This window comes from Kaistia hirudinis (genome assembly GCF_014196455.1).
GTDB classification, from domain to species: Bacteria; Pseudomonadota; Alphaproteobacteria; order Rhizobiales; family Kaistiaceae; genus Kaistia; species Kaistia hirudinis.
Map to the genome: position 1 here is coordinate 880,623 of NZ_JACIDS010000002.1, position 26,224 is coordinate 906,846.

The 26,224-nt window shown below is 65.5% G+C and carries 22 protein-coding genes and 2 tRNA genes; 21 read left to right on the forward strand and 3 right to left on the reverse strand.

Annotated elements, in window-relative coordinates; translation table 11 throughout:
• Nucleotides 1–25: 25 nt before the first annotated feature.
• Nucleotides 26–1,117 (reverse strand): linear amide C-N hydrolase, encoded by a 1,092-nt coding sequence (locus GGR25_RS09225; RefSeq protein WP_183398438.1) that lies wholly within the window; start codon nt 1,115–1,117, stop codon nt 26–28.
• 287 nt (nt 1,118–1,404) lie between these two features.
• Here GGR25_RS09225 and lon point away from each other — a divergent pair, with 287 nt between their 5' ends.
• The 6 genes from lon (at nt 1,405) to GGR25_RS09255 (ending at nt 8,911) form a co-directional block, all read left to right on the forward strand.
• Entirely contained in the window at nt 1,405–3,834 is a 2,430-nt protein-coding gene (gene lon, locus GGR25_RS09230; RefSeq protein WP_183398439.1) for an endopeptidase La, read from the forward strand.
• A gap of 198 nt (nt 3,835–4,032) precedes the next feature.
• A complete protein-coding gene (locus GGR25_RS09235; RefSeq protein WP_183398440.1) occupies nt 4,033–4,305 on the forward strand; it encodes an HU family DNA-binding protein in 273 nt (90 codons plus the stop codon).
• Nucleotides 4,306–4,427: 122 nt separating this feature from the next.
• Nucleotides 4,428–4,503: transfer RNA gene (locus GGR25_RS09240), tRNA-Val, on the forward strand.
• A 303-nt stretch (nt 4,504–4,806) separates the two neighbouring features.
• Nucleotides 4,807–4,883: transfer RNA gene (locus GGR25_RS09245), tRNA-Asp, on the forward strand.
• A gap of 260 nt (nt 4,884–5,143) precedes the next feature.
• Nucleotides 5,144–6,259 carry a TRAP transporter substrate-binding protein gene (locus GGR25_RS09250; protein ID WP_343068003.1) on the forward strand — a complete coding sequence of 372 codons (1,116 nt, stop codon included), beginning with the start codon at nt 5,144–5,146 and terminating at the stop codon, nt 6,257–6,259.
• Nucleotides 6,260–6,262: 3 nt separating this feature from the next.
• Nucleotides 6,263–8,911, forward strand: a complete 2,649-nt coding sequence (locus tag GGR25_RS09255; protein ID WP_183398441.1) for a bifunctional diguanylate cyclase/phosphodiesterase — start codon at nt 6,263–6,265, stop codon at nt 8,909–8,911.
• A gap of 24 nt (nt 8,912–8,935) precedes the next feature.
• On the opposite strand, the gene GGR25_RS09260 is transcribed toward GGR25_RS09255, so the two are convergent.
• Nucleotides 8,936–9,568, reverse strand: coding sequence for a phosphoribosylanthranilate isomerase (locus tag GGR25_RS09260; RefSeq protein ID WP_183398442.1), 633 nt, complete (start codon nt 9,566–9,568; stop codon nt 8,936–8,938).
• On the reverse strand, nt 9,568–10,638 hold the full coding sequence (locus GGR25_RS09265; protein WP_183398443.1) for an FUSC family protein: 1,071 nt from the start codon (nt 10,636–10,638) through the stop codon (nt 9,568–9,570). The genes GGR25_RS09260 and GGR25_RS09265 overlap by 1 nt, the downstream gene beginning before the upstream one ends.
• Before the next feature lie 564 nt (nt 10,639–11,202).
• Here GGR25_RS09265 and GGR25_RS09270 point away from each other — a divergent pair.
• From GGR25_RS09270 to nuoN, 15 genes are read left to right on the forward strand one after another with little or no spacing between them, the layout of a single operon-like run.
• A complete protein-coding gene (locus GGR25_RS09270; RefSeq protein ID WP_183398444.1) occupies nt 11,203–11,568 on the forward strand; it encodes an NADH-quinone oxidoreductase subunit A in 366 nt (121 codons plus the stop codon).
• Nucleotides 11,559–12,152 (forward strand): NuoB/complex I 20 kDa subunit family protein, encoded by a 594-nt coding sequence (locus GGR25_RS09275; protein WP_183398445.1) that lies wholly within the window; start codon nt 11,559–11,561, stop codon nt 12,150–12,152. The genes GGR25_RS09270 and GGR25_RS09275 overlap by 10 nt, the downstream gene beginning before the upstream one ends.
• Nucleotides 12,153–12,159: 7 nt before the next feature.
• On the forward strand, nt 12,160–12,777 hold the full coding sequence (locus GGR25_RS09280; RefSeq protein ID WP_183398446.1) for an NADH-quinone oxidoreductase subunit C: 618 nt from the start codon (nt 12,160–12,162) through the stop codon (nt 12,775–12,777).
• 8 nt (nt 12,778–12,785) lie between these two features.
• On the forward strand, nt 12,786–13,976 hold the full coding sequence (locus GGR25_RS09285) for an NADH-quinone oxidoreductase subunit D (RefSeq protein ID WP_183398447.1): 1,191 nt from the start codon (nt 12,786–12,788) through the stop codon (nt 13,974–13,976).
• Nucleotides 13,976–14,905: an NADH-quinone oxidoreductase subunit NuoE gene (gene nuoE / locus GGR25_RS09290; RefSeq protein WP_183398448.1), complete on the forward strand. Its 930-nt coding sequence runs from the start codon at nt 13,976–13,978 to the stop codon at nt 14,903–14,905. Before GGR25_RS09285 ends, nuoE begins: the two co-directional genes overlap by 1 nt.
• Before the next feature lie 9 nt (nt 14,906–14,914).
• Nucleotides 14,915–16,222, forward strand: coding sequence for an NADH-quinone oxidoreductase subunit NuoF (gene nuoF / locus GGR25_RS09295; protein ID WP_183398449.1), 1,308 nt, complete (start codon nt 14,915–14,917; stop codon nt 16,220–16,222).
• Between the two features lie 2 nt (nt 16,223–16,224).
• Nucleotides 16,225–16,563 carry a pentapeptide repeat-containing protein gene (locus GGR25_RS09300; RefSeq protein ID WP_210299861.1) on the forward strand — a complete coding sequence of 113 codons (339 nt, stop codon included), beginning with the start codon at nt 16,225–16,227 and terminating at the stop codon, nt 16,561–16,563.
• On the forward strand, nt 16,563–18,656 hold the full coding sequence (gene nuoG / locus GGR25_RS09305; RefSeq protein ID WP_183398450.1) for an NADH-quinone oxidoreductase subunit NuoG: 2,094 nt from the start codon (nt 16,563–16,565) through the stop codon (nt 18,654–18,656). Before GGR25_RS09300 ends, nuoG begins: the two co-directional genes overlap by 1 nt.
• Before the next feature lie 7 nt (nt 18,657–18,663).
• Nucleotides 18,664–19,710: an NADH-quinone oxidoreductase subunit NuoH gene (nuoH, locus tag GGR25_RS09310; protein ID WP_183398451.1), complete on the forward strand. Its 1,047-nt coding sequence runs from the start codon at nt 18,664–18,666 to the stop codon at nt 19,708–19,710.
• Nucleotides 19,710–20,198: an NADH-quinone oxidoreductase subunit NuoI gene (nuoI, locus tag GGR25_RS09315; RefSeq protein ID WP_183398452.1), complete on the forward strand. Its 489-nt coding sequence runs from the start codon at nt 19,710–19,712 to the stop codon at nt 20,196–20,198. Before nuoH ends, nuoI begins: the two co-directional genes overlap by 1 nt.
• Before the next feature lie 6 nt (nt 20,199–20,204).
• Nucleotides 20,205–20,813 (forward strand): NADH-quinone oxidoreductase subunit J, encoded by a 609-nt coding sequence (locus GGR25_RS09320; protein WP_183398453.1) that lies wholly within the window; start codon nt 20,205–20,207, stop codon nt 20,811–20,813.
• 20 nt (nt 20,814–20,833) lie between these two features.
• The gene (gene nuoK / locus GGR25_RS09325; protein WP_183398454.1) at nt 20,834–21,142 is read left to right on the forward strand and encodes an NADH-quinone oxidoreductase subunit NuoK; all 309 of its coding nucleotides are present in this window, start codon (nt 20,834–20,836) and stop codon (nt 21,140–21,142) included.
• Nucleotides 21,143–21,150: 8 nt separating this feature from the next.
• Nucleotides 21,151–23,247, forward strand: coding sequence for an NADH-quinone oxidoreductase subunit L (nuoL, locus tag GGR25_RS09330; RefSeq protein WP_183398455.1), 2,097 nt, complete (start codon nt 21,151–21,153; stop codon nt 23,245–23,247).
• Nucleotides 23,248–23,258: 11 nt separating this feature from the next.
• A complete protein-coding gene (locus tag GGR25_RS09335) occupies nt 23,259–24,770 on the forward strand; it encodes an NADH-quinone oxidoreductase subunit M (RefSeq protein ID WP_183398456.1) in 1,512 nt (503 codons plus the stop codon).
• 16 nt (nt 24,771–24,786) lie between these two features.
• Entirely contained in the window at nt 24,787–26,223 is a 1,437-nt protein-coding gene (gene nuoN / locus GGR25_RS09340) for an NADH-quinone oxidoreductase subunit NuoN (protein WP_183398457.1), read from the forward strand.
• Nucleotide 26,224 lies beyond the last annotated feature (1 nt).

Here is a 26,224-nt window from a genome sequence, read left to right on the forward strand (position 1 = left end):
CCGGGCCTTTTCGTTGGGCCGGGGCCTATTTCACGTCGACGGGCATGAAGGCGAAGGGCTTCGCCTCCTCGAACTTGTCCGCCGCATTGCCGGAATAGACCTTGCCTCCGGCCAGCGTCAGCTTCTTCACCGGCGCCCCTTCCTTGAGGTCGAGATCGGCGAGCGGCACCCAGAAGGCATTCGGGCTGGTCGAGGAATCGAAGAAATAGACCTTCTCCTTCTGGTCGGAGATGGTCCGCCACAGCGTCGAGGAGATGTTGGGCTGTCCTGGCGTCGTGATGCCGAGTGGCACGCTCACGGCGCGCATCACGCTCAGCACGCTGGCGGCCGCCTGGTTGGCGAAGCTGCCGCCTGGAACGGCGCCGATGTAGTTGGGGTCGGCCTGTGTCGGGATCGCATTGATCAGGAACGAGGCGCGGGCGAAGCGGTCGGCGGCGCGGTTGGTGCCCGGCAGGAAGGTCAGCCCGCCGATCGACTGCCAATAGGCGTTGAGCGCGAGCTGCTGATCATAGCTCGGCGAATTGGTCATCACCTGGTATTGCCGGCCATGGTGGATGACGAGCTTGCCCTCCAGATACTCGAAGATCGCGCTGTCGCCGGTCGCGTCCGAGATCGCGAGGTGAAGCTGCGCGGCCCTGCCGTTCGGCAGTTCGGCCGTCACGACGCGGAAGGGCTCCTCTTCAAGAGCCGCGACGGCATCCGAAACGGTCGCGAAATTGTCGAGCACATATTGCGCCCACAGGCTCATCGAGAGAGCAGGCTTGCCCTCGGTCGTGCCGTAATCGGACTCGGCGAGATAGAGGAGATTGGCGACGAGACCGGCCTCGTTCATGCCGTCGGCCGTCCCGACATCATAGCCGGACGCGATCAGGCTGCCATATTTCGAGGTCCATTTGGGGGTGTTCGCCCCGGCGGCGCCGTCGCGTTCGATCCCTTTTGGAAACACCCACAGATTGGTGTGCATGTCCTCGGCCCAGTCCATGGTGCGGCCGGTGATCACGACGTCGTCCGAACCCAGATAGACGGCGCGCGTGCAGGCATCGGCCGGCACGAGGCTTGCTGTGGTGAGGGCGATGGCGGCCACGGCTGCGGTGAGCGAGGCGCGGAGACGGTTCATGGGTCAGATCTCCCTGAATGCAGGATCGGGTCGAGGCGACAGGTTAGGGTGTTTCGAATTCAGGAGGCTGACAATGATCAAGCCACACGGAACGACAAGGCGGCTGAGTTACCGATCGGTCAACGGGCCCGGCTTGACACCCTTCGGCAGCGACGCCACCTAATGAGCAACGCGTCGCAAGACGCACGAAGCGACGAGTCGAGCTCCGGCTTTTCCCAAGGGCCATGGCTCCGGCAGAAAGACCGCACGGTGCCTTCGGGGCCGTGCCGGTTGTGAAAGGAACAAGAATGACAACCGATTCCAAGCGTTCGATCGGCCTGTCGACAGGCGACGAGCTCTATCCGGTCCTGCCTTTACGCGACATCGTGGTGTTCCCCCACATGATCGTTCCGCTCTTCGTCGGTCGCGAGAAGTCGATCCGCGCCCTCGAGGAAGTCATGCGCGCCGACAAGCACATCCTGCTCGCGACGCAGCAGAATCCGAGTGACGACGATCCCCAGCCCGAGACGATCTATCCGATCGGTACCCTCGCGACCGTGCTGCAGCTCCTGAAGCTGCCGGATGGCACCGTGAAGGTCCTGGTGGAGGGCATCTCGCGCGCCGAGATCCAGCGCTACACGGATCATGACAGCTATTACGAGGCCTATGCCCACCCGATCCCCGATCTCGATGGGGACCAGGTCGAGGTCGAGGCGCTCGCGCGCTCGGTCGTGTCCGAGTTCGAGAACTATGTGAAGCTGAACAAGAAGGTCTCGCCCGAGGTCGTCGGCGCGGTCACGCAGATCGAGGATTACTCGAAGCTCGCGGACACCGTCGCCTCGCATCTCGCGATCAAGATCCCCGAGAAGCAGCAGATCCTGGCGCTCCGCACCGTTGGCGAGCGGCTGGAGCGCGTGCTCGGGCTGATGGAAAGCGAGATTTCTGTCCTTCAGGTCGAGAAGCGCATCCGCTCGCGCGTCAAGCGCCAGATGGAGAAGACCCAGCGCGAGTACTATCTGAACGAGCAGATGAAGGCGATCCAGAAGGAGCTGGGCGATCAGGAGGACGGCAAGGACGAGCTCGCCGAGCTCGAACAGCGGATCTCCAAGACCAAGCTCTCCAAGGAAGCGCGCGAGAAGGCTCAGGGCGAGCTGAAGAAGCTGCGCCAGATGTCGCCCATGTCGGCCGAAGCGACCGTCGTGCGGAACTATCTCGACTGGCTGCTCGGCATTCCGTGGGGCAAGAAGTCGAAGGTCAAGAACGACCTGCGCTATGCGCAGGAGGTTCTCGACGCGGATCACTATGGCCTCGACAAGGTCAAGGACCGCATCGTCGAATACCTCGCGGTCCAGAGCCGGTCGAACACGCTGAAGGGGCCGATCCTGTGCCTCGTCGGCCCGCCCGGCGTCGGCAAGACCTCGCTCGCCCGTTCGATCGCCAAGGCGACCGGCCGCGAATATGTGCGCATGTCGCTCGGCGGCGTGCGTGACGAGGCCGAGATCCGTGGTCACCGTCGCACCTATATCGGCTCGATGCCCGGCAAGGTCATCCAGTCGATGAAGAAGGCGAAGAAGTCCAACCCGCTCTTCCTGCTCGACGAGATCGACAAGATGGGCCAGGACTTCCGCGGTGATCCCTCGTCCGCGCTCTTGGAGGTGCTGGATCCGGAGCAGAACTCCTCGTTCAACGATCATTACCTCGAGGTCGATTACGACCTGTCGAACGTGATGTTCGTGACGACGGCGAACACGCTGAACATCCCCGGTCCGCTGATGGACCGCATGGAGATCATCCGTATCGCCGGCTACACCGAGGAAGAGAAGCTGGAGATCGCGCACAAGCACCTCCTGCCGAAGGTCATGAAGAACCATGGCCTCTCCGACAAGGAGTTCGCGGTCAGCGACGAGGCGCTGCGTTTCGTCGTCCGCCGTTACACGCGGGAGGCGGGCGTCCGCAGTCTCGAGCGCGAGCTGGCGACTTTGGCGCGGAAGGCGGTCAAGGACCTGATCCTGACGCAGAAGAAGTCGATCAAGGTCGACGAGCCCGTCGTCGAGGAATATCTCGGCGTGCCGCGCTATCGCTATGGCGAGGCCGAGCTCGAGGATCAGGTCGGCGTCGTGACGGGCCTCGCCTGGACGGAAGTCGGCGGCGAGATCCTGACGATCGAAGGCGTCATGATGCCCGGCAAGGGCCGCATGACCGTCACCGGCAATCTGCGCGACGTGATGAAGGAATCGATCTCGGCGGCCGCATCCTATGTCCGCTCGCGGGCCGTCGATTTCGGCATCGAGCCGCCGCTGTTCGACCGGCGTGACATCCACGTGCACGTGCCGGAAGGCGCGACGCCCAAGGATGGGCCGTCGGCGGGTATCGCCATGGTGACGGCGATCGTCTCGACCATGACCGGCATTCCCGTCCGCAAGGATGTGGCGATGACGGGCGAGATCACGCTGCGTGGTCGCGTCCTGCCGATCGGCGGTCTCAAGGAGAAGCTGCTCGCGGCACTTCGGGCCGGCATCAAGAAGGTGATGATCCCGGAGGACAATGCGAAGGACCTGGCTGAGATTCCGGACAATGTGAAGAACGGTCTGGAGATCATCCCGGTGGCCCGGATGGACGATGTTCTCGCCCATGCGCTGGTCCGCAAGCCCGAGCCGATCGTCTGGGACGAGGCCAAGATCGAGACCAAGGCGGCGCTCCCCGCCGAGGACGATGGTGCGGCCCTGACGGCTCACTGAGCCTCTTGACAACCGCAAAAATACGAGCGCCCGCCTCTCCGGCGGGCGCTTTCGTATGCGGATTCACTGAATTCTCGGTCAAAAGCGCGGAATTCAGCCATTTTCGCTTGCCAGCGCCGATATTTTCGGGGATTGGTCGCGCCACGGCCGGGGCCATTCGCTAGGCATCCCGGCCACGTGACCAGGGAAAGGATCATCATGAACAAGAACGATCTCATCGCCGCCGTTGCCGAGCGTACCAAGAGTTCAAAGGCCGCCGCTGCGGAAGCCGTCGATGCCACGTTCGAGGCGATCACCGAAGCCCTGAAGTCCGGCGACGAGGTCAAGATCATCGGTTTCGGCAATTTCTCGGTGGCGACCCGCGCCGCCAGCGAAGGCCGCAATCCCCGCACCGGCGAGACGATCGCCATCGCCGCTTCGAAGACGCCGAAGTTCAAGGCCGGCAAGGGCCTGAAGGACGCCGTCAACTAAGACGCGTGTGAGTTGGCAAACGGCCCCGCGCCCCCCGGCGCGGGGCCGTTTGTGCGTTCTCTTCCGGCGAGGGTTGAAAGGCGACCGCAAGATCGCCTATTGCTTCGCCGTCGATCCGGGCCGGGCGGTTAGCTCAGTTGGTAGAGCGCCTCGTTTACACCGAGGATGTCGGGAGTTCGAGTCTCTCACCGCCCACCAGATCCGCGCCGGGCATGCCCTCGGTGCGCATGCTGCGAGCCGACGTGCCGCAGCGAATCGTCTTCCGATCCGCGACCATCGCCATCCGCGTTCGTCCCCGCTTCTTCTGCGCTGGCTGAGCTTTGTGCGCGCCGCTGTCGTCTCGCAGCGGGCGGGCAGGGCGTTTCCGGCGTGGTTCGGGCGAGCCGCCGCGTTCTTATCCACAAGACGCGTCGGTGCTGCTTGACTTGGCCGAACGCGTGCCGTACTTCACCGCCCACACGACGCGGCGACGCCACGTCGGCCTCGAAAGAGGACCCCAGCGGGGGTGTAGCTCAGTTGGTTAGAGCGCCGGCCTGTCACGCCGGAGGTCGCGGGTTCGAGCCCCGTCACTCCCGCCATTTATCTCCCAGTTCCCCGGATTGATCACGCGGCCACTGAGCCATCTTGGTTGCGTCGCTTGCGTGCATTCCATTCGGCGCATGCGGCGGTGCGCAGACGTCCACAGCGTCGCGCCGCCAGGCGATCGGCGTCATCCCAGCCGCAGCTTGCGGTCAGAATGGGACAGGATGACTTGCCGTTGGACGGATTGTAGAGTGGCGCGGGGGTTCCGGGGGGACAAGGTGGTGATGTGGCCGAGAGCCGAGAGCGAACGCGGGGCGTGAAACCCGCAATCGGCATCCTGTCGCAAGGCTTCGCTCTCACGATCGCGGCCCTGATCGTCTTCATCCTGGCGATCCCGGCACGTCCGGCCGGAGCGACGGACCAACAGGTCAGCGCCCCGCTTCACCTCGAGATCGTTGGCGGGCTCGGCGGCGTCACGCAATATACCAAGCTCGAGCAGCCATTCTGGCAATCGGAAATCACGCGCCGATCTGCAGGGCACATCGTGGCCAACATTCGCCCCCTCGACGGGGGCGGCCTTCGCGGCGAGGAGATGCTGCAGCTGATGCGCCTCGGAGTCGTGCGGTTCGGTACGGCGCTGCTCGCCGTGGTGGCGGGCGAAGAGCCCGAGCTCAATGCCGTCGACCTTCCGGTGCTCAACCCCGACATAGCCACGCTGCGGCGCACGGTGGCGGCCTATCGCGGAAGGCTCCGTGAGATCCTGCGCGATCGCTACGATATCGAGCTGCTCGGCATCTACACCTACCCGGCGCAGGTCGTCTTCTGCGCATCGGCCTTTTCCGGCCTCGACGATCTGGCAGGGCGCCGGGTCCGGACATCATCGGTCGGCCAGTCCGAGCTGGTGTCGGCGCTGGGCGGGGTCCCGGTCATCCTGCCCTTCAGCCAGATCGTCTCGGCGCTCCGCGACGGCGTCGTCGATTGCGCCGTGACCGGCACGCTGAGCGGCTACGAGATCGGGCTCAACAACTATGTGACCCATGTCCACGCCATGGCGCTGAGTTGGGGCCTGTCGTTCTTCGGGGCCAACGCTAGCGCCTGGGCGGCGCTGGATCCCGCGGAGCAGGAAACCATCAGCTCTGCCGTGACGGAGCTGGAGGGCCGCATCTGGTCGCAGGCCGAGGCCGATACGGTGCGCGGCCTCGCCTGCGATGCGGGCAAGCTGGATTGCGGCACCGGCTCGGTGCGGCCGATGACGGTGGTGGCGACATCGAAGGCCGATGCGGAGCGAAGGCGCCAACTCCTGACCGAAGTCGTGCTTCCGCGGTGGATCGATCGGTGCGGGGAGGTGTGCAGGACGGATTGGGACCGCTATCTGGCTGGCGTCCACGGTATCGAGGGCAAGGCAAGTGACCTTCGGCCGAGCGGACAGTGATCGATGCGCTGGCGTCATCTGAGAGCGATCGTCATCGCCGCGACGGTTCTCATCCTGGTGGCCAGCGTCGCGGGGCCCGTCATCCTGCTGGAAGGCCGCCGGCAGAGCTTCGTCACCGGAGCCGAGGCGACGCTCGAACGTGCTGCGCAAGCCGTCGAGAACGCGCTGAACCGGCAGCTTCTGCAGGTCCATGGGGCCCTGGCGAGCCTGCCGGCGCTCTTCGCAGCGGCCGGGGCCTCGCCGCAAACACCCTTCGCGGCCAGCCAACTCCTGCGGGGGCTGAATTTCCAGACGCTCGCCTATCGCGACCTGCTCCTCGTCCAGCCGGACGGGACGGTCGTGGCGGCGGCGCGGCAGACGGCCGGCCGGCACGCCGTGGCGCTCGATTTCTCGGAACTGGCGCGCGAGCCGATCGCCCTGATCGGTCCCGTCAGGAATGCGCAGACGGGGCAATGGACGCTTTATGTCGCGCGGACGGTCCCGGCCTGGCGGGGCGTGATCGCGCTCGCCGAGATTCCGTTGCTCGCGCTGGTCGATGTCCTCGCGGAAACGCAGATGCCGCCGGGCTCGACGCTGCGGCTCGAACGTCCGAACGGCTTGCTGATCGCGGCCTTTCCGCATGACGAACTGGGGACGGGACGGCTCGATCCCGGCGCCCCGAAAGGCAATGTCCCCGAAGGAAAGGCGATTTTCGAAGACACGGCGGATGGTTTCGGCGAGATCGCCGTCCTGCGCACGTCGCTCTATTCGGATGTGCGGGTGGTCCTGACCCAGGACCTCCGGCCTGTGCTGGCCAATTGGGAGCGCGAACGGGACCGCACGGTCCTGGCGGTTCTGATCCGCTCTGTGCTGGTCATCGCCTCCGGCGCGGCGCTCCTCTTCGCTCTTCGGCAGCGCGAGCGCGCGGATGCCGAGCGTGCGCGTTCCGCGGCCGTCGTGGCGAGCGCCATCGACGCCATGTCGGACGGCTTCGTCATGTGGGACGAACAGGACCGTTTCGTGATGTGCAACCAGCGCTATCGCGAGCTGTTCCCCCTCATAGCTCCGCTTCTGAGGAGCGGTCTGCCCTATGAGGAGATGCTGCGCAGGGGCGTCCAACTCGGACAATATCCTCAGGCGACGGCGAACCCCGAGGCCTTTATCGAGCGGACGCTGCGCGCGCATCGCAACTCGGTCGGTCCGGTGGAAATCCTCCTCCCCGACGGACGCTGGCTGCTGATGCATGACCGGCCGATGGATCGCGGCGGCATCGTCTCCATCCGGACGGACGTGACGCCGCTGAAGCAGGCCCTGGCTGAACTCGCCGAAGCGAATCATCGCGCAAACGAGGCGATGCAGGAAGCGCAGCGCCAGAACGAGGCGCTGGCGGAGCAGGAAAGCCGCATCCGCTTCCTGGCCCATCACGACGAACTGACGCGGCTGCCCAATCGCGTCCTTCTGCAGGAGCAGATCGGGGCGGCGCTCCGTTTCGCCGAGGACCGGGGCACTCCGATCGCGCTGCTCTATCTCGATCTCGACCGCTTCAAGGAGGTGAACGACACGCTCGGTCATCAGGTCGGCGATGCGCTGCTGCGCACGGTGGCGAAGCGCATCGCCGCCTGCCTCGACCAGACCGACGGTATCGCGCGCCTCGGCGGCGACGAGTTCGCCGTCATCAGCCTGTCGCCCGGCCAGCCGGCCGGCGCGCAGGCGCTCGGCGAGCGCATCATCCGCGCCCTGAGCCAGCCCTATGAGGTGCTCGGCCACACCATCGGGACCAGCGTGAGCATCGGCGTCGCTCTGGGTGACGCGCGCACTTCGGATCCCGACACGCTGCTTCAGCGGGCCGATCTCGCGCTCTACGAGGCGAAGGCGCGCGGTCGCTCGACGGTCTGCGTCTTCGCGCCGGAGATGGAGGCGCGTCTGCGCGACCGGCTTCAGATGGAAGCCGATCTGCGCGCCGCCCTGGCGGAGGGCCAGTTCCACCTGGCCTATCAGCCGATCTTCGCGCTGCCATCGGGCGAGCGCTGCGGCTTCGAGGCGCTCTTGCGCTGGAACCATCCGACGCGCGGTCCGATTCCCCCCGACGCCTTCATCGCCGTGGCGGAGGAGACCCGCCTGATCGTCGATATCGGCGCCTGGGTCCTCCGGCGAGCCTGTACCGATGTCGGCGCCCTGCCGGGTACGCCCAGGATCGCCGTCAATCTGTCGCCCGTTCAGCTCGCCGTCGGGGACATTGCCGCAACGCTCGCCGCCATTCTCGGCGAGACCGGGATCGATCCGGCGCGGGTCGAGATCGAGATCACGGAGACGGCACTCTTTACCGGCGAGCAGCGCAATCGCGATACGCTGCGGCGGCTGAAGGCGCTCGGCGTGCGCACCGTGCTGGACGATTTCGGGACGGGCTTCTCAAGCCTCAGCCATCTGAGGCTCTTCCCGCTCGACAAGATCAAGATCGACCGCTCCTTCATCCACGACATGGCGGAGCATGCGGACAGCGCCGCGATCGTCGAGGCGATCGCCGGGCTTGCCCGGCGCCTCGGCATCGATACGACGGCCGAGGGGATCGAGACCGAAGAGCAACTCGCCATCATCCGGAGAATCGGATGCACGGAGGCGCAGGGCTATCTGCTCGGCCAGCCGGGACCGCTGGACGGCGATCGGCGCTCCTGAGGCCCTTCTGACCGCCGCACGGCGTCACTCGCCATAGACGGCCCGGCACACCCGGCGGCAGAGTTCCAGATCGAGCCAGTCATCGGTGCGGATCCGCGATTCCATGTCGATCCAGTAGGGCCCATCGGCGCCGATCGCCGCGACGACGGAGGCGCCCGTGTCCGGCCCGATGCCGCCGGCATAGCCGGCAAGCCGGCCGGGGTAGGGCGGCCATGTGCCCGCCGCCAGGCCGCGGCCGCCCGAAAGGTCATGCAGCCAGTCCACGGCGTCCGCGTCGGGAAAGCGATCGCCGGTGCAGGGCAGGATGCAGCGCCTGCCGATCGGGGCGCCGAAGCGGGAGGCCTCGGCGACGCTGACGCTGTGGCTGTTGATCTGGATGCGCGCGAACCGGGCGAGCGCCAGCGCCATATGCGCCGGCTCACCATCGCGCAGCGCCTCTGTATGCGCCCCGCAGAGATGGGCGGCGAGGCGAAGGCCGCTCGCGGCAACACGGGCCACCGTCTGCTGGTTGGGGAAGCGGGGCACCTTGCCCTGCTGCGCTGGATCGAGCAGCACGCCCCATTCGATCGGATAGCGCGCGGAAAGGTCTTCGAGCCCCTCGATCGGGGTGCGATCGTCGATGCCGGTGAAGGTGATGAAATCGGGCGCTCGCGCCATCAGGCGGCTCCGTCCGGGCTGGCGGGAGGGGCGCCGATCATGAAGATGCGCCGTATGAGCGGGAAGATCAGCAGGCCGAAGCCGGCGGCGACCGCGCCGATCAGCGTGTCGTAGAAGCGCTCGCGCAGCAATTGCGCGGCCTCACGGCCGTCGGGCGTGACGATTTCGATCAGCATCAGCACGAAGACGGTCAGGCAGAAGACGCCGAGCGCGTTGTTCACCTGCTGGGCCGGCCAGCGCACGAAGGCGGCGACGAGCATGACGAGCAGCATCAGGTTCTCGGAGCCGGGCTGCGCGACGAGCGCCGCGACGAGCACGCCGGCAAAGGTGCCGACGACGCGCTCGATGCCCAGCCTGATGCTGCTGGTGACCTCCGAGCGCATGACCATCAGGATGGCGAGGCACGCCCATGAGGGATGCGTCGCATTGGTCCAGCCCGTGGTCGCCAGCGCGCAGCCAATGGCGATCGCGACCGTCGTCGCGAACGCCCAGCGCTCGCGCGAGCGCAGCGCGACGCCGGGAAGGAGGCGGGCAAACGGGGGGACGGTCAGCGGCGGCCAGCCGCGCCCTGGCAGATCGAAGGCGAGCGAGACGAGCCAGGCGAAGACGAGCATGATTGCGATCGCCAGATAGTCGAACGGACCCGGCGCCAGGACGAGGCCGGCGAGCACGATACCGAAGGCGAAGAAGCGCGCCGCGAGGAGGAGGTGAGGGTGGCCCGATTCGACGAGGCCATAGGCGAAGCCCGCCGCCATGGAGAGCGCGAGGACGTGCAGCGGATGGCCGAGCGACAACGTACCCAGCGCCAGCCCCAGTGCGAGCGCCGCCGGTCCCGTCGCCATCCAGACGAGGCGGGGCAGGGGCTCGCCGGCCGCATCGCCCGCAAAGGCCACGATCGCCGATACCATCGCGAAGACGAGCCAGCTCTGCGCGCCGACGAAATGCGCTACGACGATCGGGCTCATCACGGTCAGCGTGAAGCGGACCGAGCGCAGGACGAGCGCGCGGTCGAGCGCCACGAAGGGCCGCGTCCCGCCTTCTCCCCGCCGCGGGGTTTCCAGTGGCTTCATCGTGCGTGTTCGTCCGCCCTTCGCTGCAGTGGCAGAGAAGGTGGCCGGACATGGTGCCGGCCGCAAGGCTGGCCGTGCATTGCTGCCATGCGCGCGGCGACGCTCGGCCCCTGGCGTGCCGCCGCGACTCGGGTGGATTGAGGATCGAACGGACGGGTTGGAACGGAGCGCTCCGTCTGTCGCGGAAATGGCGCGGCGCGTGTTTTTCTGCGGATCGGGCGGGGCCGCATCTTTTTTGCGTCGGCCCGCGATACGCCGCACTGCAAAATCCTCTCGGGACAATTCGCCGCGTGTATTGATGTTTTCATTGTTCCAGTTCTAATTTCGTCCAGTTTTCGGGGCAGGGCGCGGGGAATTCCGCTCTCGATCCGATCGAGCGGGGCCATGGCACGGGGCTTGCCACCTCCGCGCCGCTCCGCTAAGCCTCGCCTCGTGTTTATGCCCGGCAACCGATTGCCCCGCCTCACCCAGTGAGAGGCGCCGATCTGCCAGCCGGGTGAAGTGCTTGGCGGTATTTTTGCGCCGCACCATCGGAACCCCCCGATGGAGCCCTGGAGCCGGACGATGAGTGATCTTCTGCGCGAATATCTTCCGATCGTGATCTTTCTCGGCATTGCCCTGGTGATCGGTATCGCGCTCCTCGTTTCGCCGTTCCTTCTCGCCTATCGCAATCCGGATCCGGAGAAGCTGTCCGCCTATGAGTGCGGCTTCAACGCGTTCGACGATGCGCGCATGAAGTTCGACGTGCGGTTCTATCTGGTGGCGATCCTCTTCATCATCTTCGATCTCGAGGTCGCCTTCCTGTTCCCCTGGGCCGTGGTTTTCGGCGATCTCGGCTGGTTCGGCTTCTGGTCGATGATGGCCTTCCTCGGCGTGCTGACCATCGGCTTCATCTACGAATGGAAGAAGGGAGCGCTCGAATGGGATTGAGTTCGTCCTCCAACGCGCCCGGAACCGGAACGCTGGTCGCCCAGCAGCCGCGCGGTCTCGTCGACGCCTCCGGGCGTCCGATCGGCCATGACGATTCCTTCTTCATGGAAGTGAACAGCGAGCTCGCCGACAAGGGCTTCTTCGTCGCGGCCGCCGATGACCTGATCACCTGGGCGCGCACCGGCTCGCTCATGTGGATGACCTTCGGCCTCGCCTGCTGCGCGGTCGAGATGATGCAGGTCTCCATGCCGCGCTACGATGTCGAGCGCTTCGGCTTCGCGCCGCGCGGCTCGCCCCGCCAGTCCGACGTGATGATCGTCGCCGGCACGCTGACCAACAAGATGGCGCCCGCGCTCCGCAAGGTCTACGACCAGATGCCGGAGCCGCGTTACGTCATCTCGATGGGCTCCTGCGCCAATGGCGGCGGCTACTACCACTATTCCTATTCGGTCGTGCGCGGCTGCGACCGCGTCGTGCCGGTCGACATCTATGTTCCGGGGTGCCCGCCGACGGCGGAGGCGCTCCTCTACGGCGTGCTTCTCCTCCAGAGGAAGATCCGCCGCACCGGCACGATCGAGCGCTGAGGCGAGCATGGACGAAACCCTGAAAGAGCTCGGCGACTACATCGCCGCCAGCCGCGGCGAGGCGATCCTCGGTTATGAGGTCGCCTATGGCGAACTCAATGTGCGCGTCGCCCATGACGCGATCGCCGATGTCGTCGCCTGGCTCGCCAAGGATCCGAAGGGCGGCTTCGTCTCGCTCGTCGATGTCTGCGGCGCCGATTATCCGGAGCGCGAGAAGCGCTTCGACGTCGTCTATCACCTGCTTTCGCCGGCGCGGAACCTCCGTATCCGCCTGACGATCCAGACCGACGACGTGACGCCGGTTCCCTCGATCACGCCGATCCTGCCGGGCGCCAACTGGTTCGAGCGCGAGGCCTATGACCTCTACGGCATCCTCTTCGTCGGGCATCCGGACCTGCGCCGTCTGCTGACGGACTACGGCTTCGAGGGCCATCCGCTCCGCAAGGACTTCCCGGTGACGGGTTATGTCGAGGTGCGCTACGACGACGAGCAGAAGCGCGTCGTCTATGAGCCGGTGCGCCTCAATCAGGAATTCCGCGACTTCGACTTCCTCTCGCCGTGGGAGGGCACCGACTATGTGCTCCCGGGCGACGAGAAGGCGAAGGCCGAGACCAAGCCGAGCTGAGGCCCGACATGACTGAAGCGCAGCTCCGCACATTCAACATCAACTTCGGCCCGCAGCACCCTGCCGCGCATGGCGTTCTGCGTCTCGTCGTCGAGCTCGACGGCGAGGTGGTCGAGCGCGTCGATCCGCATATCGGCCTGCTGCATCGCGGCACCGAGAAGCTGATCGAGCAGAAGACCTATCTCCAGGCCGTGCCCTATTTCGACCGGCTCGACTATGTCGCGCCGATGAACCAGGAGCATGCCTTCGCGCTCGCCGTCGAGCGGCTGCTCGGCATCGAAGTGCCGAAGCGCGGCCAGCTGATCCGCGTGCTCTATTCCGAGATCGGGCGCCTGCTCTCGCATATCCTCAACGTCACGACCTGGGCATTGGACGTCGGTGCGCTGACGCCGCCGGTCTGGGGCTTCGAGGAACGCGAGAAGCTCATGATCTTCTATGAGCGCGCCTCGGGTTCGCGCATGCATGCGGCCTATGTCCGGCCCGGCGGCGTGCACCAGGACATTCCGCAGAAGCTCGTCGAGGATATCGGCGATTTCTGCGACGGCTGCCTGCGCCAGCTCGACGATCTCGATCGTCTCGTCACGGGCAACCGCATCTTCAAGCAGCGCAATGTCGATATCGGCGTCATCTCGCTGGAAGAGGCCTGGAAGTGGGGCTATTCGGGCGTGATGGTGCGCTCGGCCGGCGCCGCCTGGGACCTGCGCCGCGCGCAGCCCTATGAGTGCTATTCCGAGCTCGATTTCGATATCCCGGTCGGCACGCATGGCGATTGCTACGACCGCTATCTCGTCCGCATGGCCGAGATGCGCGAGAGCATCAAGATCATGCGCCAGGTCGTGAAGCGCCTCCTGACGACGGAAGCGAGCGGCCCGGTCTCGTCGACCGACGGCAAGGTGGTACCGCCCAAGCGCGGCGAGATGAAGCGTTCGATGGAAGCGCTCATCCACCACTTCAAGCTCTATACCGAGGGCTATCACGTCCCGGCCGGCGAGGTTTACGCCGCGGTCGAGGCGCCCAAGGGCGAGTTCGGCGTCTATCTCGTGTCGGACGGCACCAACAAGCCCTATCGCTGCAAGATCCGCGCGCCGGGTTTCGCTCATCTCCAGTCGATGGATCATCTGTGCCGCGGCCACATGCTCGCGGACGTCTCGGCGATCCTCGGCTCGCTCGACATCGTGTTCGGAGAGGTTGACCGCTGATGTCCGTCCGTCGTCTCGCCGCCGAACAACCCGCGTCCTTCGCGCTCACGCCGGAAAACCTGGCCTGGGCCGAGAAGACCGTTCTGAAGTTCCCCGAGGGCAAGCAGGCCTCGGCCGTCATCCAGATTCTCTGGCGCGTCCAGGAGCAGGAAGGCTGGGTCTCCGAGCCGGCGATCCGCTTCGTCGCCGATTTCCTCGGCATGCCCTATATCCGCGTGCTGGAAGTCGCGACCTTCTACACGATGTTCCTGCTCGCCCCGGTGGGCAAGAAGGCGCATATCCAGGTCTGCGGCACCACGCCCTGCATGGTGCGCGGCGCCGGCGACATCATTTCGGCCTGCAAGAAGCGCATTCATCCCGAGCCGTTCCATGTCTCGGAGAATGGCGATCTGTCGTGGGAAGAGGTCGAGTGCCTCGGCGCCTGCGTCAATGCGCCGATGCTGCAGATCGCGCCAGATACCTATGAGGACCTGACCGTCGAGAGCTTCAACAAGCTCGTCGACGACATCGAGGCCGGGCGTCCGCTGAAGCCGGGCCCGCAGGTCGACCGCTTCAATTCGATGCCGCTCGGCGGACAGCGCGTGCTGACCAGCCCCGAGCTCTATGATGGCTCGATGATCGGCAAGGGCGCCGGCCTCCAGGCGGCGGTCGAGGCGATCGCGGCCCGCGAGGCGGCGGAAGTCGCCAAGGCGGCGGAAGAGAAGGCCAAGGCCGAAGCCGAGGCAGCCTCCGTCAAGGCGGGCGAGGCGGTTCCGGCCGGCGATCCCGCGCCGGCCAAGGAGCCCGTTGCCCCGGCGGTCAAGGTTCAGGCCGAGGCCGACAAGGACAAGGTTCCGAACCAGGTCGATCAGTCGAAGCCCGCGTCCGATCCGGCCGTCCGGCCGGACAAGGGCACGGAACAGGTTGCCCAGTCGGGCAAGAAGGAATGAGGGCGGACCATGCTGGCTGACAAGGACCGCATCTTCACCAATATCTACGGTGCCCAGGATTGGGGCCTTCAGGGCGCGCTCAAGCGCGGCTCGTGGGATGGCACCAAGACCATCCTGACGGCCGGGCGCGACTGGATCATCGACCAGATGAAGGCCTCGGGCCTGCGCGGCCGTGGCGGCGCCGGCTTCTCGACCGGCCTCAAATGGTCGTTCATGCCGAAGAACAATGACGGCCGGCCGCACTATCTGGTCGTCAATGCCGACGAGTCCGAGCCGGGCACCTGCAAGGATCGCGAGATCCTGCGCCACGACCCCCATCACCTCGTCGAGGGCTGCCTGATCGCCGGTTTCGCGATGGGCGCGCATGCCGCCTACATCTATGTCCGCGGCGAGTTCATCCGCGAGCGCGAGCATCTGCAGGCGGCGATCGACCAGGCCTATGAGGCGAAGCTCATCGGCAAGAACAATGTCCATGGCTGGGACATGGACATCTATGTCGCCCATGGCGCCGGCGCCTATATCTGCGGCGAAGAGACCGCGCTGCTCGAGAGCCTCGAGGGCAAGAAGGGCCAGCCGCGCCTGAAGCCGCCTTTCCCGGCGAATGTCGGCCTCTATGGCTGCCCGACCACGGTCAACAATGTCGAGTCGATCGCGGTCGCGCCGACCATCCTGCGCCGCGGCCCGAGCTGGTTCTCCTCGATCGGCCGCGCGAACAATGTCGGCACCAAGCTGTTCGGCATTTCCGGCCATGTGAACACGCCCTGCATCGTCGAAGAGGCGATGGGCATCCCGTTCAAGGAACTGATCGAGAAGCATGGCGGCGGCGTGCGCGGCGGCTGGGACAATCTGCTCGCCATCATTCCCGGCGGCGCGTCCTGCCCGATCGTTCCGGCCAAGGATTGCGAAGAGCTGATCATGGACTTCGACGGCTGCCGTGCCGTGAAGTCCTCCTTCGGCACCGCCGGCGTGCTCGTCATGGACAAGTCGACGGACGTCATCAAGGCGATCGCGCGCATCTCGTCCTTCTTCAAGCATGAGAGCTGCGGCCAGTGCACGCCGTGCCGCGAGGGCACGGGCTGGATGTGGCGCGTGCTGTCGCGCATGGCGCGCGGCGAGGCCGACAAGCGCGAGATCGACATGCTGCTGCAGGTCACGACCCAGATCGAGGGTCACACGATCTGCGCGCTCGGCGATGCCGCCGCCTGGCCGGTCCAGGGCCTGATCCGTCATTTCCGTCCGCTCATCGAGGAGCGGATCGACCTCTATTCGGCCAATCCGCGGCCGGTGGAGCGCGAGATGATGGAAGCGGCGGAGTAGGGATGGTGAAGCTCGAGCGCGTCGTCGACAGGCTGGAGGTCAAGGAGGCCACCCTTGCGGGTTCGTCCTTCGCTGACGTCAACCTGTCCGGGTCGCGCTTCGACGACGTGAACATGTCGGGATGGGCCGTCGGCAACGCGAACCTGTCCGGCCTGTCCGTCGAGGATTCGAATGTTTCGGGAGCGCGCGTGCACGACGTCAATCTGTCGGGTTCGCGCTTCTCCAAGGTCAATCTGATGGGCGTTTCCATCAAGGACTGTCTTGTGGACGGCATGACGATAGACGGCGTTGCGGTCACGGAACTGCAGGCGGCCTATCGGGCGATGCAAGAGGCGAAGTAATGGCCAAGATCATCGTTGATGGCATCGAAGTGGACGTCCCGCCGGACTACACGCTGCTGCAGGCAGCGGAGGCGGCAGGCGCCGAAGTTCCGCGCTTCTGCTTCCATGAACGGCTGTCCATCGCCGGCAATTGCCGCATGTGCCTGGTCGAGGTGAAGGGCGGTCCGCCCAAGCCGCAGGCCTCCTGCGCCATGAATGTGCGCGACCTTCGGCCCGGCCCGAATGGCGAGCCGCCGGTTATGTTCACCAAGTCGCCGATGGTGAAGAAGGCGCGCGAAGGCGTGATGGAGTTCCTGCTGATCAACCATCCGCTCGATTGCCCGATTTGCGATCAGGGCGGCGAGTGCGATCTGCAGGACCAGGCCATGGCCTATGGCGTTGACAAGAACCGCTTCGCCGAGAACAAGCGCGCCGTCGAGGACAAATATATCGGCGCGCTCGTGAAGACGTCGATGAACCGCTGCATCCATTGCACGCGCTGCGTCCGCTTCACGACCGAGGTCGCCGGCATCACCGAGATGGGCCTGATCGGCCGCGGCGAGGATGCCGAGATCACCACCTATCTCGAGAAGGCGCTGACCTCTGAGCTGCAGGGCAATGTCATCGACCTCTGCCCGGTCGGCGCGCTGACCTCGAAGCCCTATGCCTTCCAGGCCCGGCCCTGGGAACTGGTGAAGACGGAATCGATCGACGTCATGGACGCGGTCGGCTCGAACATCCGCGTCGACGTGCGCGGCCGCGAGGTCATGCGCGTGCTGCCGCGTCTCAACGAGGCGGTGAACGAGGAGTGGATCTCGGACAAGACCCGCTTCATCTGGGACGGCCTCAAGACGCAGCGCCTCGACCGGCCATATCTGCGCGTCGGCGGCAAGCTGAAGCCCGTGTCCTGGTCCGAGGCCTTTGCGGCGATCGCGGCGAAGGTGAAGGCGGCCGGCGGCGAGAAGATCGGCGCGATCGGCGGCGATCTGGCCGCGGTCGAGGATCTCTATGCGCTGAAGGCGCTCGTCACGGCGCTCGGTTCGAAGAACCTCGACATACGCCAGGACGGCGCCGCACTGGAACCGGCCAAGGGCCGCGCCGGCTATCTCTTCAATCCCACGATCGCCGGCATCGAGCAGGCGGACGTCATCCTGATCGTCGGCGCCAATCCTCGCCTCGAGGCCTCGGTGCTCAATGCCCGAATCCGCAAGCGCTGGCGCGCCGGCGGCGTAAAGATCGGCCTTGTCGGCGAGAAGGTCGACCTCACCTATTCCTATGACCATCTCGGCGCCGGCGCGCAGACGCTCGCCGATGTGGTCGCGGGCAATGGCACGTTCGGGCAGGCGCTCGCCGGTGCCAAGCGTCCGATCGTCATCGTCGGCCAGGCGGCGCTCGCCGGCTCCGACGGCGCGGCAGTGCTCGGTGCGGCTGCGACAATCGCTTCGGCCGCTGGCCGCGACGAGGGCTGGAACGGCCTCGCGGTCCTGCACAATGCGGCGTCCCGCGTCGGCGGCCTCGACATCGGCTTCGTTCCGGCAGCGGGTGGCCTCGATACGGCCGGCATGATCAAGGCGGCGGGGCAGGGGGCGCTCGACGTCCTGTTCCTTCTCGGCGCCGACGAGATCGACACGGCCGCGCTCGGCCAGGCCTTCGTCGTCTATATCGGCACGCATGGCGATGCCGGCGCCCACCGCGCCGACGTGATTCTGCCGGCGGCGGCCTATACCGAGAAGTCGGCAACCTACGTGAACACGGAAGGCCGTGTGCAGATCGCCAACCGCGCCACCTTCCCGCCCGGCGAGGCACGCGAGGACTGGGCGATCTTCCGCGCTCTCTCCGACGTCGTCGGCAAGCGGCTGCCCTTCGATTCGCTCGCGCAGCTGCGCAAGGCGCTCTATGCCGAGGTGCCGCATCTGGCCGCGATCGACCAGGTGAAGGCCGGCGCGCCGGCGGATGTGGCCGCGATCGCCGCGTCCGCGCCCGCCCTCGGCAGCGCGACCTTCGGCCAGGCGGTCGCCGATTTCTATCTGACCAACCCCATCGCCCGCGCGTCGGCCGTCATGGCCGAGTGCTCGGCGCTGGCGGCCGGCCGCCTCGCGGCGGCAGCGGAGTGACGCGGACATGAATGGTATCGTCGAAGGCTATCTGATCCCCGGCGTGATCATGGTGCTGCAGAGCCTCCTGCTGCTCGTGCTGCTCCTCATCTCGATCGCCTTCATCCTTCTCGCCGACCGCAAGATCTGGGCTGCCGTCCAGATGCGCCGCGGTCCGAACGTCGTCGGCGCCTTCGGCCTGCTGCAGTCCTTCGCGGATCTGCTGAAGTTCGTCTTGAAGGAGCCGATCATCCCATCGGGCTCCAACAAGGGCATCTTCCTGCTCGCCCCGCTGGTGACGGTGACGCTGTCGCTCGCCGGCTGGGCGGTGATCCCCTTCGCGCCCGGCTGGGTGATCGCCAACATCAATGTCGGCATTCTCTACCTGCTGGCGATCTCATCGCTCGGCGTCTACGGCATCATCATGGGCGGCTGGGCTTCGAACTCGAAGTATCCGTTCCTGTCGTCGCTGCGCGCCGCCGCGCAGATGGTGTCCTACGAGGTGTCGATCGGCTTCGTGCTGGTCGGCGTGCTGCTCTGCGTCGGCTCGCTCAACATCTCCGACATCGTGATGTCGCAGCAGACCGGCCTCGGCACCAAGCTCGGCCTGCCGGGCAGCTTCCTCGACTGGTACTGGCTGCCGCTGCTGCCGCTCTTCGTCATCTTCTTCGTATCGGCGCTGGCCGAGACCAACCGCCCGCCCTTCGATCTCGTCGAGGCGGAGTCGGAGCTCGTGGCCGGCTTCATGTCCGAATACGGCTCGACGCCGTACATGATGTTCATGCTCGGCGAATACGCGTCCATCTGCCTGATGTGCGCGATGACGGCGATCCTGTTCCTCGGAGGCTGGCTGCCGCCGGTCAATGTCGCGCCGTTCACCTGGGTCCCGGGCATCGTCTGGTTCGTGCTCAAGGCCTGCGCGGTGTTCTTCATGTTCGCGATGGTCAAGGCTTTCGTGCCCCGCTACCGCTATGACCAGCTGATGCGTCTCGGTTGGAAGGTCTTCCTGCCGATCTCGCTCTTCATGGTCGTCGCCGTGGCCGCCATCCTCCAGCTCACGGGATGGGCTCCATAATGCGTCTCGATCAGGCTGCCAGATCCATTTTCCTGACGGAGTTCGTCTCGGCGTTCTTCCTGTCGATGCGCTACTTCTTCGCCCCGAAGAAGACGCTGAACTATCCCTATGAGAAGGGTGCGATCTCCCCGCGCTTCCGCGGCGAGCATGCGCTGCGCCGTTATCCGAACGGCGAGGAGCGCTGCATCGCGTGCAAGCTGTGCGAGGCGATCTGCCCGGCGCAGGCGATCACGATCGAGGCCGGCCCGCGCCGCAATGACGGCACGCGCCGCACGACCCGTTATGACATCGACATGGTGAAGTGCATCTATTGCGGCTTCTGCCAGGAGGCGTGCCCGGTCGATGCCATCGTCGAGGGACCGAACTTCGAGTTCGCGACCGAGACGCGCGAGGAGCTCTACTACGACAAGCAGAAGCTGCTCGACAATGGCGACCGCTGGGAACGCGAGATCGCCAAGAATATCAGCATCGACGCGCCGTATCGGTGAGGGATCATGATCATCCAGACCCTCTTCTTCTACCTGTTCTCGGCGATCACCATCGGCTCGGCGCTGATGGTCGTGTCGGCGCGCAATCCGGTTCATTCGGTCCTCTTCCTCATCCTCGCCTTCTTCAACGCCGCCGGCCTCTTCGTGCTGCTCGGCGCCGAGTTCCTGGCGATGATGCTGGTGGTCGTCTATGTCGGCGCCGTCGCGGTGCTCTTCCTCTTCGTCGTCATGATGCTCGACGTCGACTTCGTGGAGCTGCGGCAGGGCTTCCTGCAGTATCTCCCGATCGGCGCGCTGATCGGCTTCGTGCTGCTGGCTGAGCTCGTCGTCGTTGTCGGCGGCTGGGCCTTCGCGCCGCAGGCCGTGGGTGGCGGCGCCTCGCCGATCCCGGATCTGGCGCAGGTGTCGAACACCGCCGCGATCGGCCAGTTGCTCTATACGAAGTATATCTTCTTCTTCCAGATCGCGGGCTTCGTGCTTCTCGTCGCCATGATCGGCGCGATCGTGCTGACCCTGCATCACAGGATCGGCGTCAAGCGGCAGGTCATCTCCGAGCAGGTCTCGCGGTCGCAGAAGGTCGAGCTTCGCGACGTGAAGCCGGGCCAGGGCGTCTGAGCGGACAGGGAACCAACACCATGCAGATCGGCCTTTCGCACTATCTGACGGTCGCCGCGATCCTGTTCACGATCGGCGTCTTCGGCATCTTCATCAACCGCAAGAACGTGATCGTCATCCTGATGTCGATCGAGCTCATCCTGCTCGCGGTGAACCTGAACCTGGTCGCCTTCTCGTCCTTCCTCGGCGATCTCGTCGGCCAGATCTTCGCGCTGCTCGTCCTGACCGTCGCCGCCGCTGAGGCTGCGATCGGCCTCGCCATCCTCGTCGTCTACTACCGCAATCGTGGTTCGATCGCGGTTGAAGACATCAATCTGATGAAAGGCTGAGGCCTTCGATGTATTCGGCCATCGTCTTCCTTCCGCTCCTCGGCGCCATCATTGCGGGCCTCATCACGCTCATCGGACGCTATCGCATTGCGCGGGCGGGCGCGCCGAAGGAGAGCATGGCTCTCTATCAGAGCCACGATGCGCATGGTCATGACGACCACGCCCATGATGATCACGGCCACGACGACCATGGCCATGATGATCACGGGCATGGCGGTCACGATCACCACGCCCCGGCCGCGCCGGGCTCGCGTCCTGCCGAGATCATCACGACCGGCTTCCTGTTCGTCTCCGCCATCCTGGCCTGGATCGCGTTCTTCACGGTGACCTCGCCCGAGGGCCAGCCGGTGCTCGTGCCGGTGCTGCCCTGGGTGAATTCGGGCACGCTCGCCTTCGAATGGTCGCTGCGGATCGACACGCTGACCGCGGTCATGCTAATCCTGGTGACGTCGGTGTCGTCGCTCGTCCATCTCTATTCGTGGGGCTACATGTCCCATGACGAGCACCGGCCGCGCTTCTTCGCCTATCTGTCGCTCTTCACCTTCGCCATGCTCATGCTGGTGACGTCGGACAACCTCGTCCAGATGTTCTTCGGCTGGGAGGGCGTGGGCCTCGCTTCCTATCTGCTGATCGGCTTCTGGTTCCAGAAGCCCTCCGCCAATGCGGCGGCGATCAAGGCGTTCGTCGTCAACCGCGTCGGCGATTTCGGCTTCGCGCTCGGCATCTTCGGCGTGTTCGTGATGTTCGGCTCGGTCGAGTTCGACACGATCTTCGCCAATGCGGGCAGCGCTGTCGGCACGAAGATCCACTTCCTGTCGTGGGATTTCGATGCGCTGACGACGGTCTGTATCCTTCTGTTCATCGGCGCGATGGGCAAGTCGGCGCAGTTCCTGCTGCACACCTGGCTGCCGGACGCGATGGAGGGCCCGACCCCGGTCTCCGCGCTCATCCATGCCGCGACCATGGTGACCGCCGGCGTGTTCATGGTGGCGCGCATGTCGCCGCTCTTCGCCCTGTCGGATACGGCGCTGACCGTCGTGACCTTCTTCGGCGCGACCACGGCCTTCTTCGCGGCGACGATCGGTCTCGTCCAGAACGACATCAAGCGCGTCATCGCCTATTCGACCTGTTCGCAGCTCGGCTACATGTTCGTCGGCCTCGGCACGGGCGCCTTCGCCACGGGCGTGTTCCATCTTCTGACGCACGGCTTCTTCAAGGCGCTGCTCTTCCTCTGCGCGGGTTCGGTGATCCATGCCGTCTCGGGCGAGCAGGACATGCGCAAGATGGGCGGCCTCCGGAAGAAGATCCCGCTCACCTATTGGACGATGATCATCGGTTCGCTCGCGCTGACCGGCTTCCCGTTCACCGCCGGCTATTATTCGAAGGACGCGATCATCGAGAGCTCCTTCGTCGCCCACAATCCGCTGGCCGGCTATGCCTTCTTCATGACCGTCGTCGCCGCGCTGCTGACCTCGTTCTATTCCTGGCGCCTCTTGTTCATGACGTTCCATGGCAAGCCGCGCGCCTCGGACGAGGTGATGAGCCATGCGCATGAATCGCCCTGGGTCATGACGGTGCCGCTGCTGGTGCTGTCGGTCGGCGCGCTCTTTGCCGGCATGGGCTTCGAGGGCCGCTTCATCGGCGAGGGTTATGGCGAGTTCTGGAAGCAGGCTCTGTTCATGAACCCGGACAACCATGTCCTGCACGACATCCACGAGATTCCGGCCTGGGCCAAATGGTCGCCGACCGCGATGATGGTGCTCGGCTTCGTGGTTGCCTACTGGTTCTACATCGTGTCGCCGGCGACGCCGAAGCGCCTCGCCGATGAGCAGCCGCTGCTCTACAAGTTCCTGCTCAACAAGTGGTATTTCGACGAGCTCTACGACTTCCTGTTCGTCCGCCCGGCCAAGTGGCTCGGCAGCTTCCTCTGGAAGAAGGGCGACGGCTGGCTGATCGACGGGTTCGGTCCCAACGGGATCTCGGCGCGGGTCGTCGACGTCACGCAGCGCGTCGTGCGCCTGCAGACGGGCTACGTCTACCACTATGCTTTCGCCATGCTGATCGGCATTGCCGTGCTGGTCACGTGGATGATGTTCGCGCACTGAGGATTTGACAGATGACCAACTGGCCGATCCTCTCCACGGTCACCTTCCTGCCGCTGCTGGGAGCGCTCCTGCTCCTGTTGATCCGCGGTGACGAGGCCTCGACGCGGCGCAACATCTATTGGCTGTCGCTCTGGACCACGCTGATCACCTTCCTGGTGTCGCTGCTGATCTGGCGCGATTTCGACAACGCCAATACCGGCTTCCAGTTCGTCGAGCGGACGAACTGGCTCGGCGGCACCATCGGCTATTCGATGGGCGTCGACGGCATTTCGATGCTGTTCGTCATCCTGACGACGGCCCTGATGCCGCTCTGCATCATCGCGTCGAAATACTCGGTGCAGAAGCGCTTCCGCGAATACATGATCGCGTTCCTGATCCTCGAGACGCTGATGATCGGCGTCTTCTGCGCGACGGATCTGGTGCTGTTCTACGTGTTCTTCGAGGCCGGCCTCATCCCGATGTTCCTGATCATCGGCATCTGGGGCGGACCGCGCCGCGTCTATGCCGCATTCAAGTTCTTCCTCTACACGCTGCTCGGCTCGGTGCTCATGCTGCTCGCCATCATGGCGATGTACTGGCAGGCCGGCACGACCGACATCCCGACGCTGCTGACGCATTCCTTCCCGGCCGGCATGCAGACCTGGCTGTGGCTCGCCTTCTTCGCCTCCTTCGCGGTGAAGATGCCGATGTGGCCGGTCCACACCTGGCTCCCCGACGCCCACGTCGAGGCGCCGACCGCCGGTTCGGTCATCCTGGCAGGCGTGCTCCTGAAGATGGGCGGCTACGGCTTCCTGCGCTTCTCGATCCCGATGTTCCCGCTGGCCTCGGCCGATTTCGCGCCCTTCATCTACACCCTCTCCGTCGTCGCGATCATCTACACCTCGCTGGTCGCGCTGATGCAGGAGGACATGAAGAAGCTGATCGCCTACTCCTCCGTGGCCCACATGGGCTACGTGACGATGGGCATCTTCGCGATGAACCAGCAGGGCGTCGAAGGCGCGATCTTCCTCATGCTGTCGCATGGCCTGGTCGCGAGCGCGCTCTTCCTCTGCGTCGGCGTGGTCTATGACCGCATGCATACCCGCGAGATTTCCGCCTATGGCGGCCTCGTGAACCGCATGCCGTTCTATGCCGTCGCCTTCCTGTTCTTCACGATGGCCAATCTCGGCCTGCCGGGCACGTCGGCCTTCGTCGGCGAGTTCATGACCATGCTCGGCGCCTTCCGCGCCAACACCTGGGTCGCGTTCTTCGCGGCGACGGGCGTCATTCTCTCCGCGTCGTACAGCCTCTGGCTCTATCGCCGCGTGGCGCTCGGCCCGCTCGAGAAGCCCTCGCTCAAGGGGATCTTCGATCTGACGCCCCGCGAGCTGGTGCTGCTGGTGCCGCTCATCGTGCTGACGCTCTATTTCGGCGTCTATCCGACGCCGGTGTTCCACGTCACGTCGGCCTCGGTCGACAGCCTGATTTCCAACTACCAGGCGGCCCTCTCGGCCGCTGGCAAGCTCGCCGTCGCGGCGCAGTAAGCGGGACCGGTCACCCATGGATATCGCAACGCTCCCTACGCTGGCGCCCCTCCTGCCCGAGCTCGTCCTCGCGATCGGCGCGCTGGCGCTGCTCATGATCGGCGTGTTCGGCGGCGAGCGCTCCGCGCCGCTGGTCTCGACGCTGGCGGTGATCGTCATCATCGTCGCCGGCCTGGCGCTGCTCTTCCGGGCCGAGGACGGCGTTACCTTCCGCGGCGCCTTCGTGCTCGATCCCTTCGCGCGCTTCATGAAGATGCTCGCGCTGATCGGCTCCGGCTTTGCGATCGTCATGTCGTCGGGCTTCGCCAAGCGCGAGAATTTCGACCGCTTCGAATATCCGGTGCTGATCGTCCTCGCGACGCTCGGCATGCTGCTGATGATCTCGGCCAACGACATCATCGCGCTCTATCTCGGCCTCGAGCTGCAGTCGCTCGCGCTCTATGTCGTCGCCGCGATCAACCGCGACAGCGTGAAGTCGACCGAAGCGGGCCTCAAATATTTCGTCCTCGGCGCGCTCTCCTCTGGCCTGCTGCTCTATGGCGGCTCGCTGATCTACGGCTTCACCGGCCATACGGGCTTCCAGGCGATCTCGGCCGCGCTGACGGCCGGCGGCGCCTCGGTCGGCGTGGTGTTCGGCATCGTCTTCTTCATCGCCGGCCTCGCCTTCAAGATCTCGGCCGTGCCGTTCCACATGTGGACGCCGGACGTCTATGAAGGCGCGCCGACGCCCGTCACCGCGTTCTTCGCCGCGGCGCCCAAGGCGGCGGCCATGGCGATCATCGTGCGCGTGCTGGTCGGCGGCTTCGGTCCGGCCAGCGGCGACTGGCAGCAGGTGATCACCTTCATCGCCATCGCCTCGATGCTGCTCGGCGCCTTCGCGGCGATCGGCCAGAAGAACATCAAGCGCCTGATGGCCTATTCCTCGATCGGCCATATGGGCTTCGCGCTGGTCGGCCTCGCCGCCGCCAACGAGGCGGGCGTGCGCGGTGTCGTGCTCTATATGTCGATCTACGTCGCCATGACGCTCGGCGTCTTCGCCGTCATCCTGTCGATGCGGCGCGACGGACGCATGGTCGAGGAGATCGGCGATCTCGCCGGCCTCTCGCGTACCCATCCGGTTCAGGCGTTTATCTTCGGCGCGCTGCTGTTCTCGCTCGCCGGCATTCCGCCGCTCGCCGGCTTCTTCGCGAAGTTCTACGTCTTCCTGGCCGCCATCGAGGCGCATCTCTATGCGCTGTCGATCATCGGCGTGCTCTCGTCGGTCGTGGGCGCCTACTACTATCTCCGCCTCGTCAAGATCATGTATTTCGACGAGCCGGCGGGCGTGTTCGAGCCGATGGCGGGGTCGCTGCGGATCGTGCTCGGCCTCTCCGGCGCCTTCGTGATCCTCTACGTGGTCTTTGCCGGCCCGTTCGGCGCGGCGGCCAGCGTCGCCGCCAAGACCTTCTTCTGAC

Bases quoted from the DNA above. Each gene is read 5' to 3' on its own strand.
- GGR25_RS09225 (WP_183398438.1), bottom strand. From the start codon at position 1,117: ATGAACCGTCTCCGCGCCTCGCTCACCGCAGCCGTGGCCGCCATCGCC.
- lon (WP_183398439.1), top strand. From the start codon at position 1,405: ATGACAACCGATTCCAAGCGTTCGATCGGCCTGTCGACAGGCGACGAG.
- GGR25_RS09235 (WP_183398440.1), top strand. From the start codon at position 4,033: ATGAACAAGAACGATCTCATCGCCGCCGTTGCCGAGCGTACCAAGAGT.
- GGR25_RS09255 (WP_183398441.1), top strand. From the start codon at position 6,263: ATGCGCTGGCGTCATCTGAGAGCGATCGTCATCGCCGCGACGGTTCTC.
- GGR25_RS09260 (WP_183398442.1), bottom strand. From the start codon at position 9,568: ATGGCGCGAGCGCCCGATTTCATCACCTTCACCGGCATCGACGATCGC.
- GGR25_RS09265 (WP_183398443.1), bottom strand. From the start codon at position 10,638: ATGAAGCCACTGGAAACCCCGCGGCGGGGAGAAGGCGGGACGCGGCCC.
- GGR25_RS09270 (WP_183398444.1), top strand. From the start codon at position 11,203: ATGAGTGATCTTCTGCGCGAATATCTTCCGATCGTGATCTTTCTCGGC.
- GGR25_RS09275 (WP_183398445.1), top strand. From the start codon at position 11,559: ATGGGATTGAGTTCGTCCTCCAACGCGCCCGGAACCGGAACGCTGGTC.
- GGR25_RS09280 (WP_183398446.1), top strand. From the start codon at position 12,160: ATGGACGAAACCCTGAAAGAGCTCGGCGACTACATCGCCGCCAGCCGC.
- GGR25_RS09285 (WP_183398447.1), top strand. From the start codon at position 12,786: ATGACTGAAGCGCAGCTCCGCACATTCAACATCAACTTCGGCCCGCAG.
- nuoE (WP_183398448.1), top strand. From the start codon at position 13,976: ATGTCCGTCCGTCGTCTCGCCGCCGAACAACCCGCGTCCTTCGCGCTC.
- nuoF (WP_183398449.1), top strand. From the start codon at position 14,915: ATGCTGGCTGACAAGGACCGCATCTTCACCAATATCTACGGTGCCCAG.
- GGR25_RS09300 (WP_210299861.1), top strand. From the start codon at position 16,225: ATGGTGAAGCTCGAGCGCGTCGTCGACAGGCTGGAGGTCAAGGAGGCC.
- nuoG (WP_183398450.1), top strand. From the start codon at position 16,563: ATGGCCAAGATCATCGTTGATGGCATCGAAGTGGACGTCCCGCCGGAC.
- nuoH (WP_183398451.1), top strand. From the start codon at position 18,664: ATGAATGGTATCGTCGAAGGCTATCTGATCCCCGGCGTGATCATGGTG.
- nuoI (WP_183398452.1), top strand. From the start codon at position 19,710: ATGCGTCTCGATCAGGCTGCCAGATCCATTTTCCTGACGGAGTTCGTC.
- GGR25_RS09320 (WP_183398453.1), top strand. From the start codon at position 20,205: ATGATCATCCAGACCCTCTTCTTCTACCTGTTCTCGGCGATCACCATC.
- nuoK (WP_183398454.1), top strand. From the start codon at position 20,834: ATGCAGATCGGCCTTTCGCACTATCTGACGGTCGCCGCGATCCTGTTC.
- nuoL (WP_183398455.1), top strand. From the start codon at position 21,151: ATGTATTCGGCCATCGTCTTCCTTCCGCTCCTCGGCGCCATCATTGCG.
- GGR25_RS09335 (WP_183398456.1), top strand. From the start codon at position 23,259: ATGACCAACTGGCCGATCCTCTCCACGGTCACCTTCCTGCCGCTGCTG.
- nuoN (WP_183398457.1), top strand. From the start codon at position 24,787: ATGGATATCGCAACGCTCCCTACGCTGGCGCCCCTCCTGCCCGAGCTC.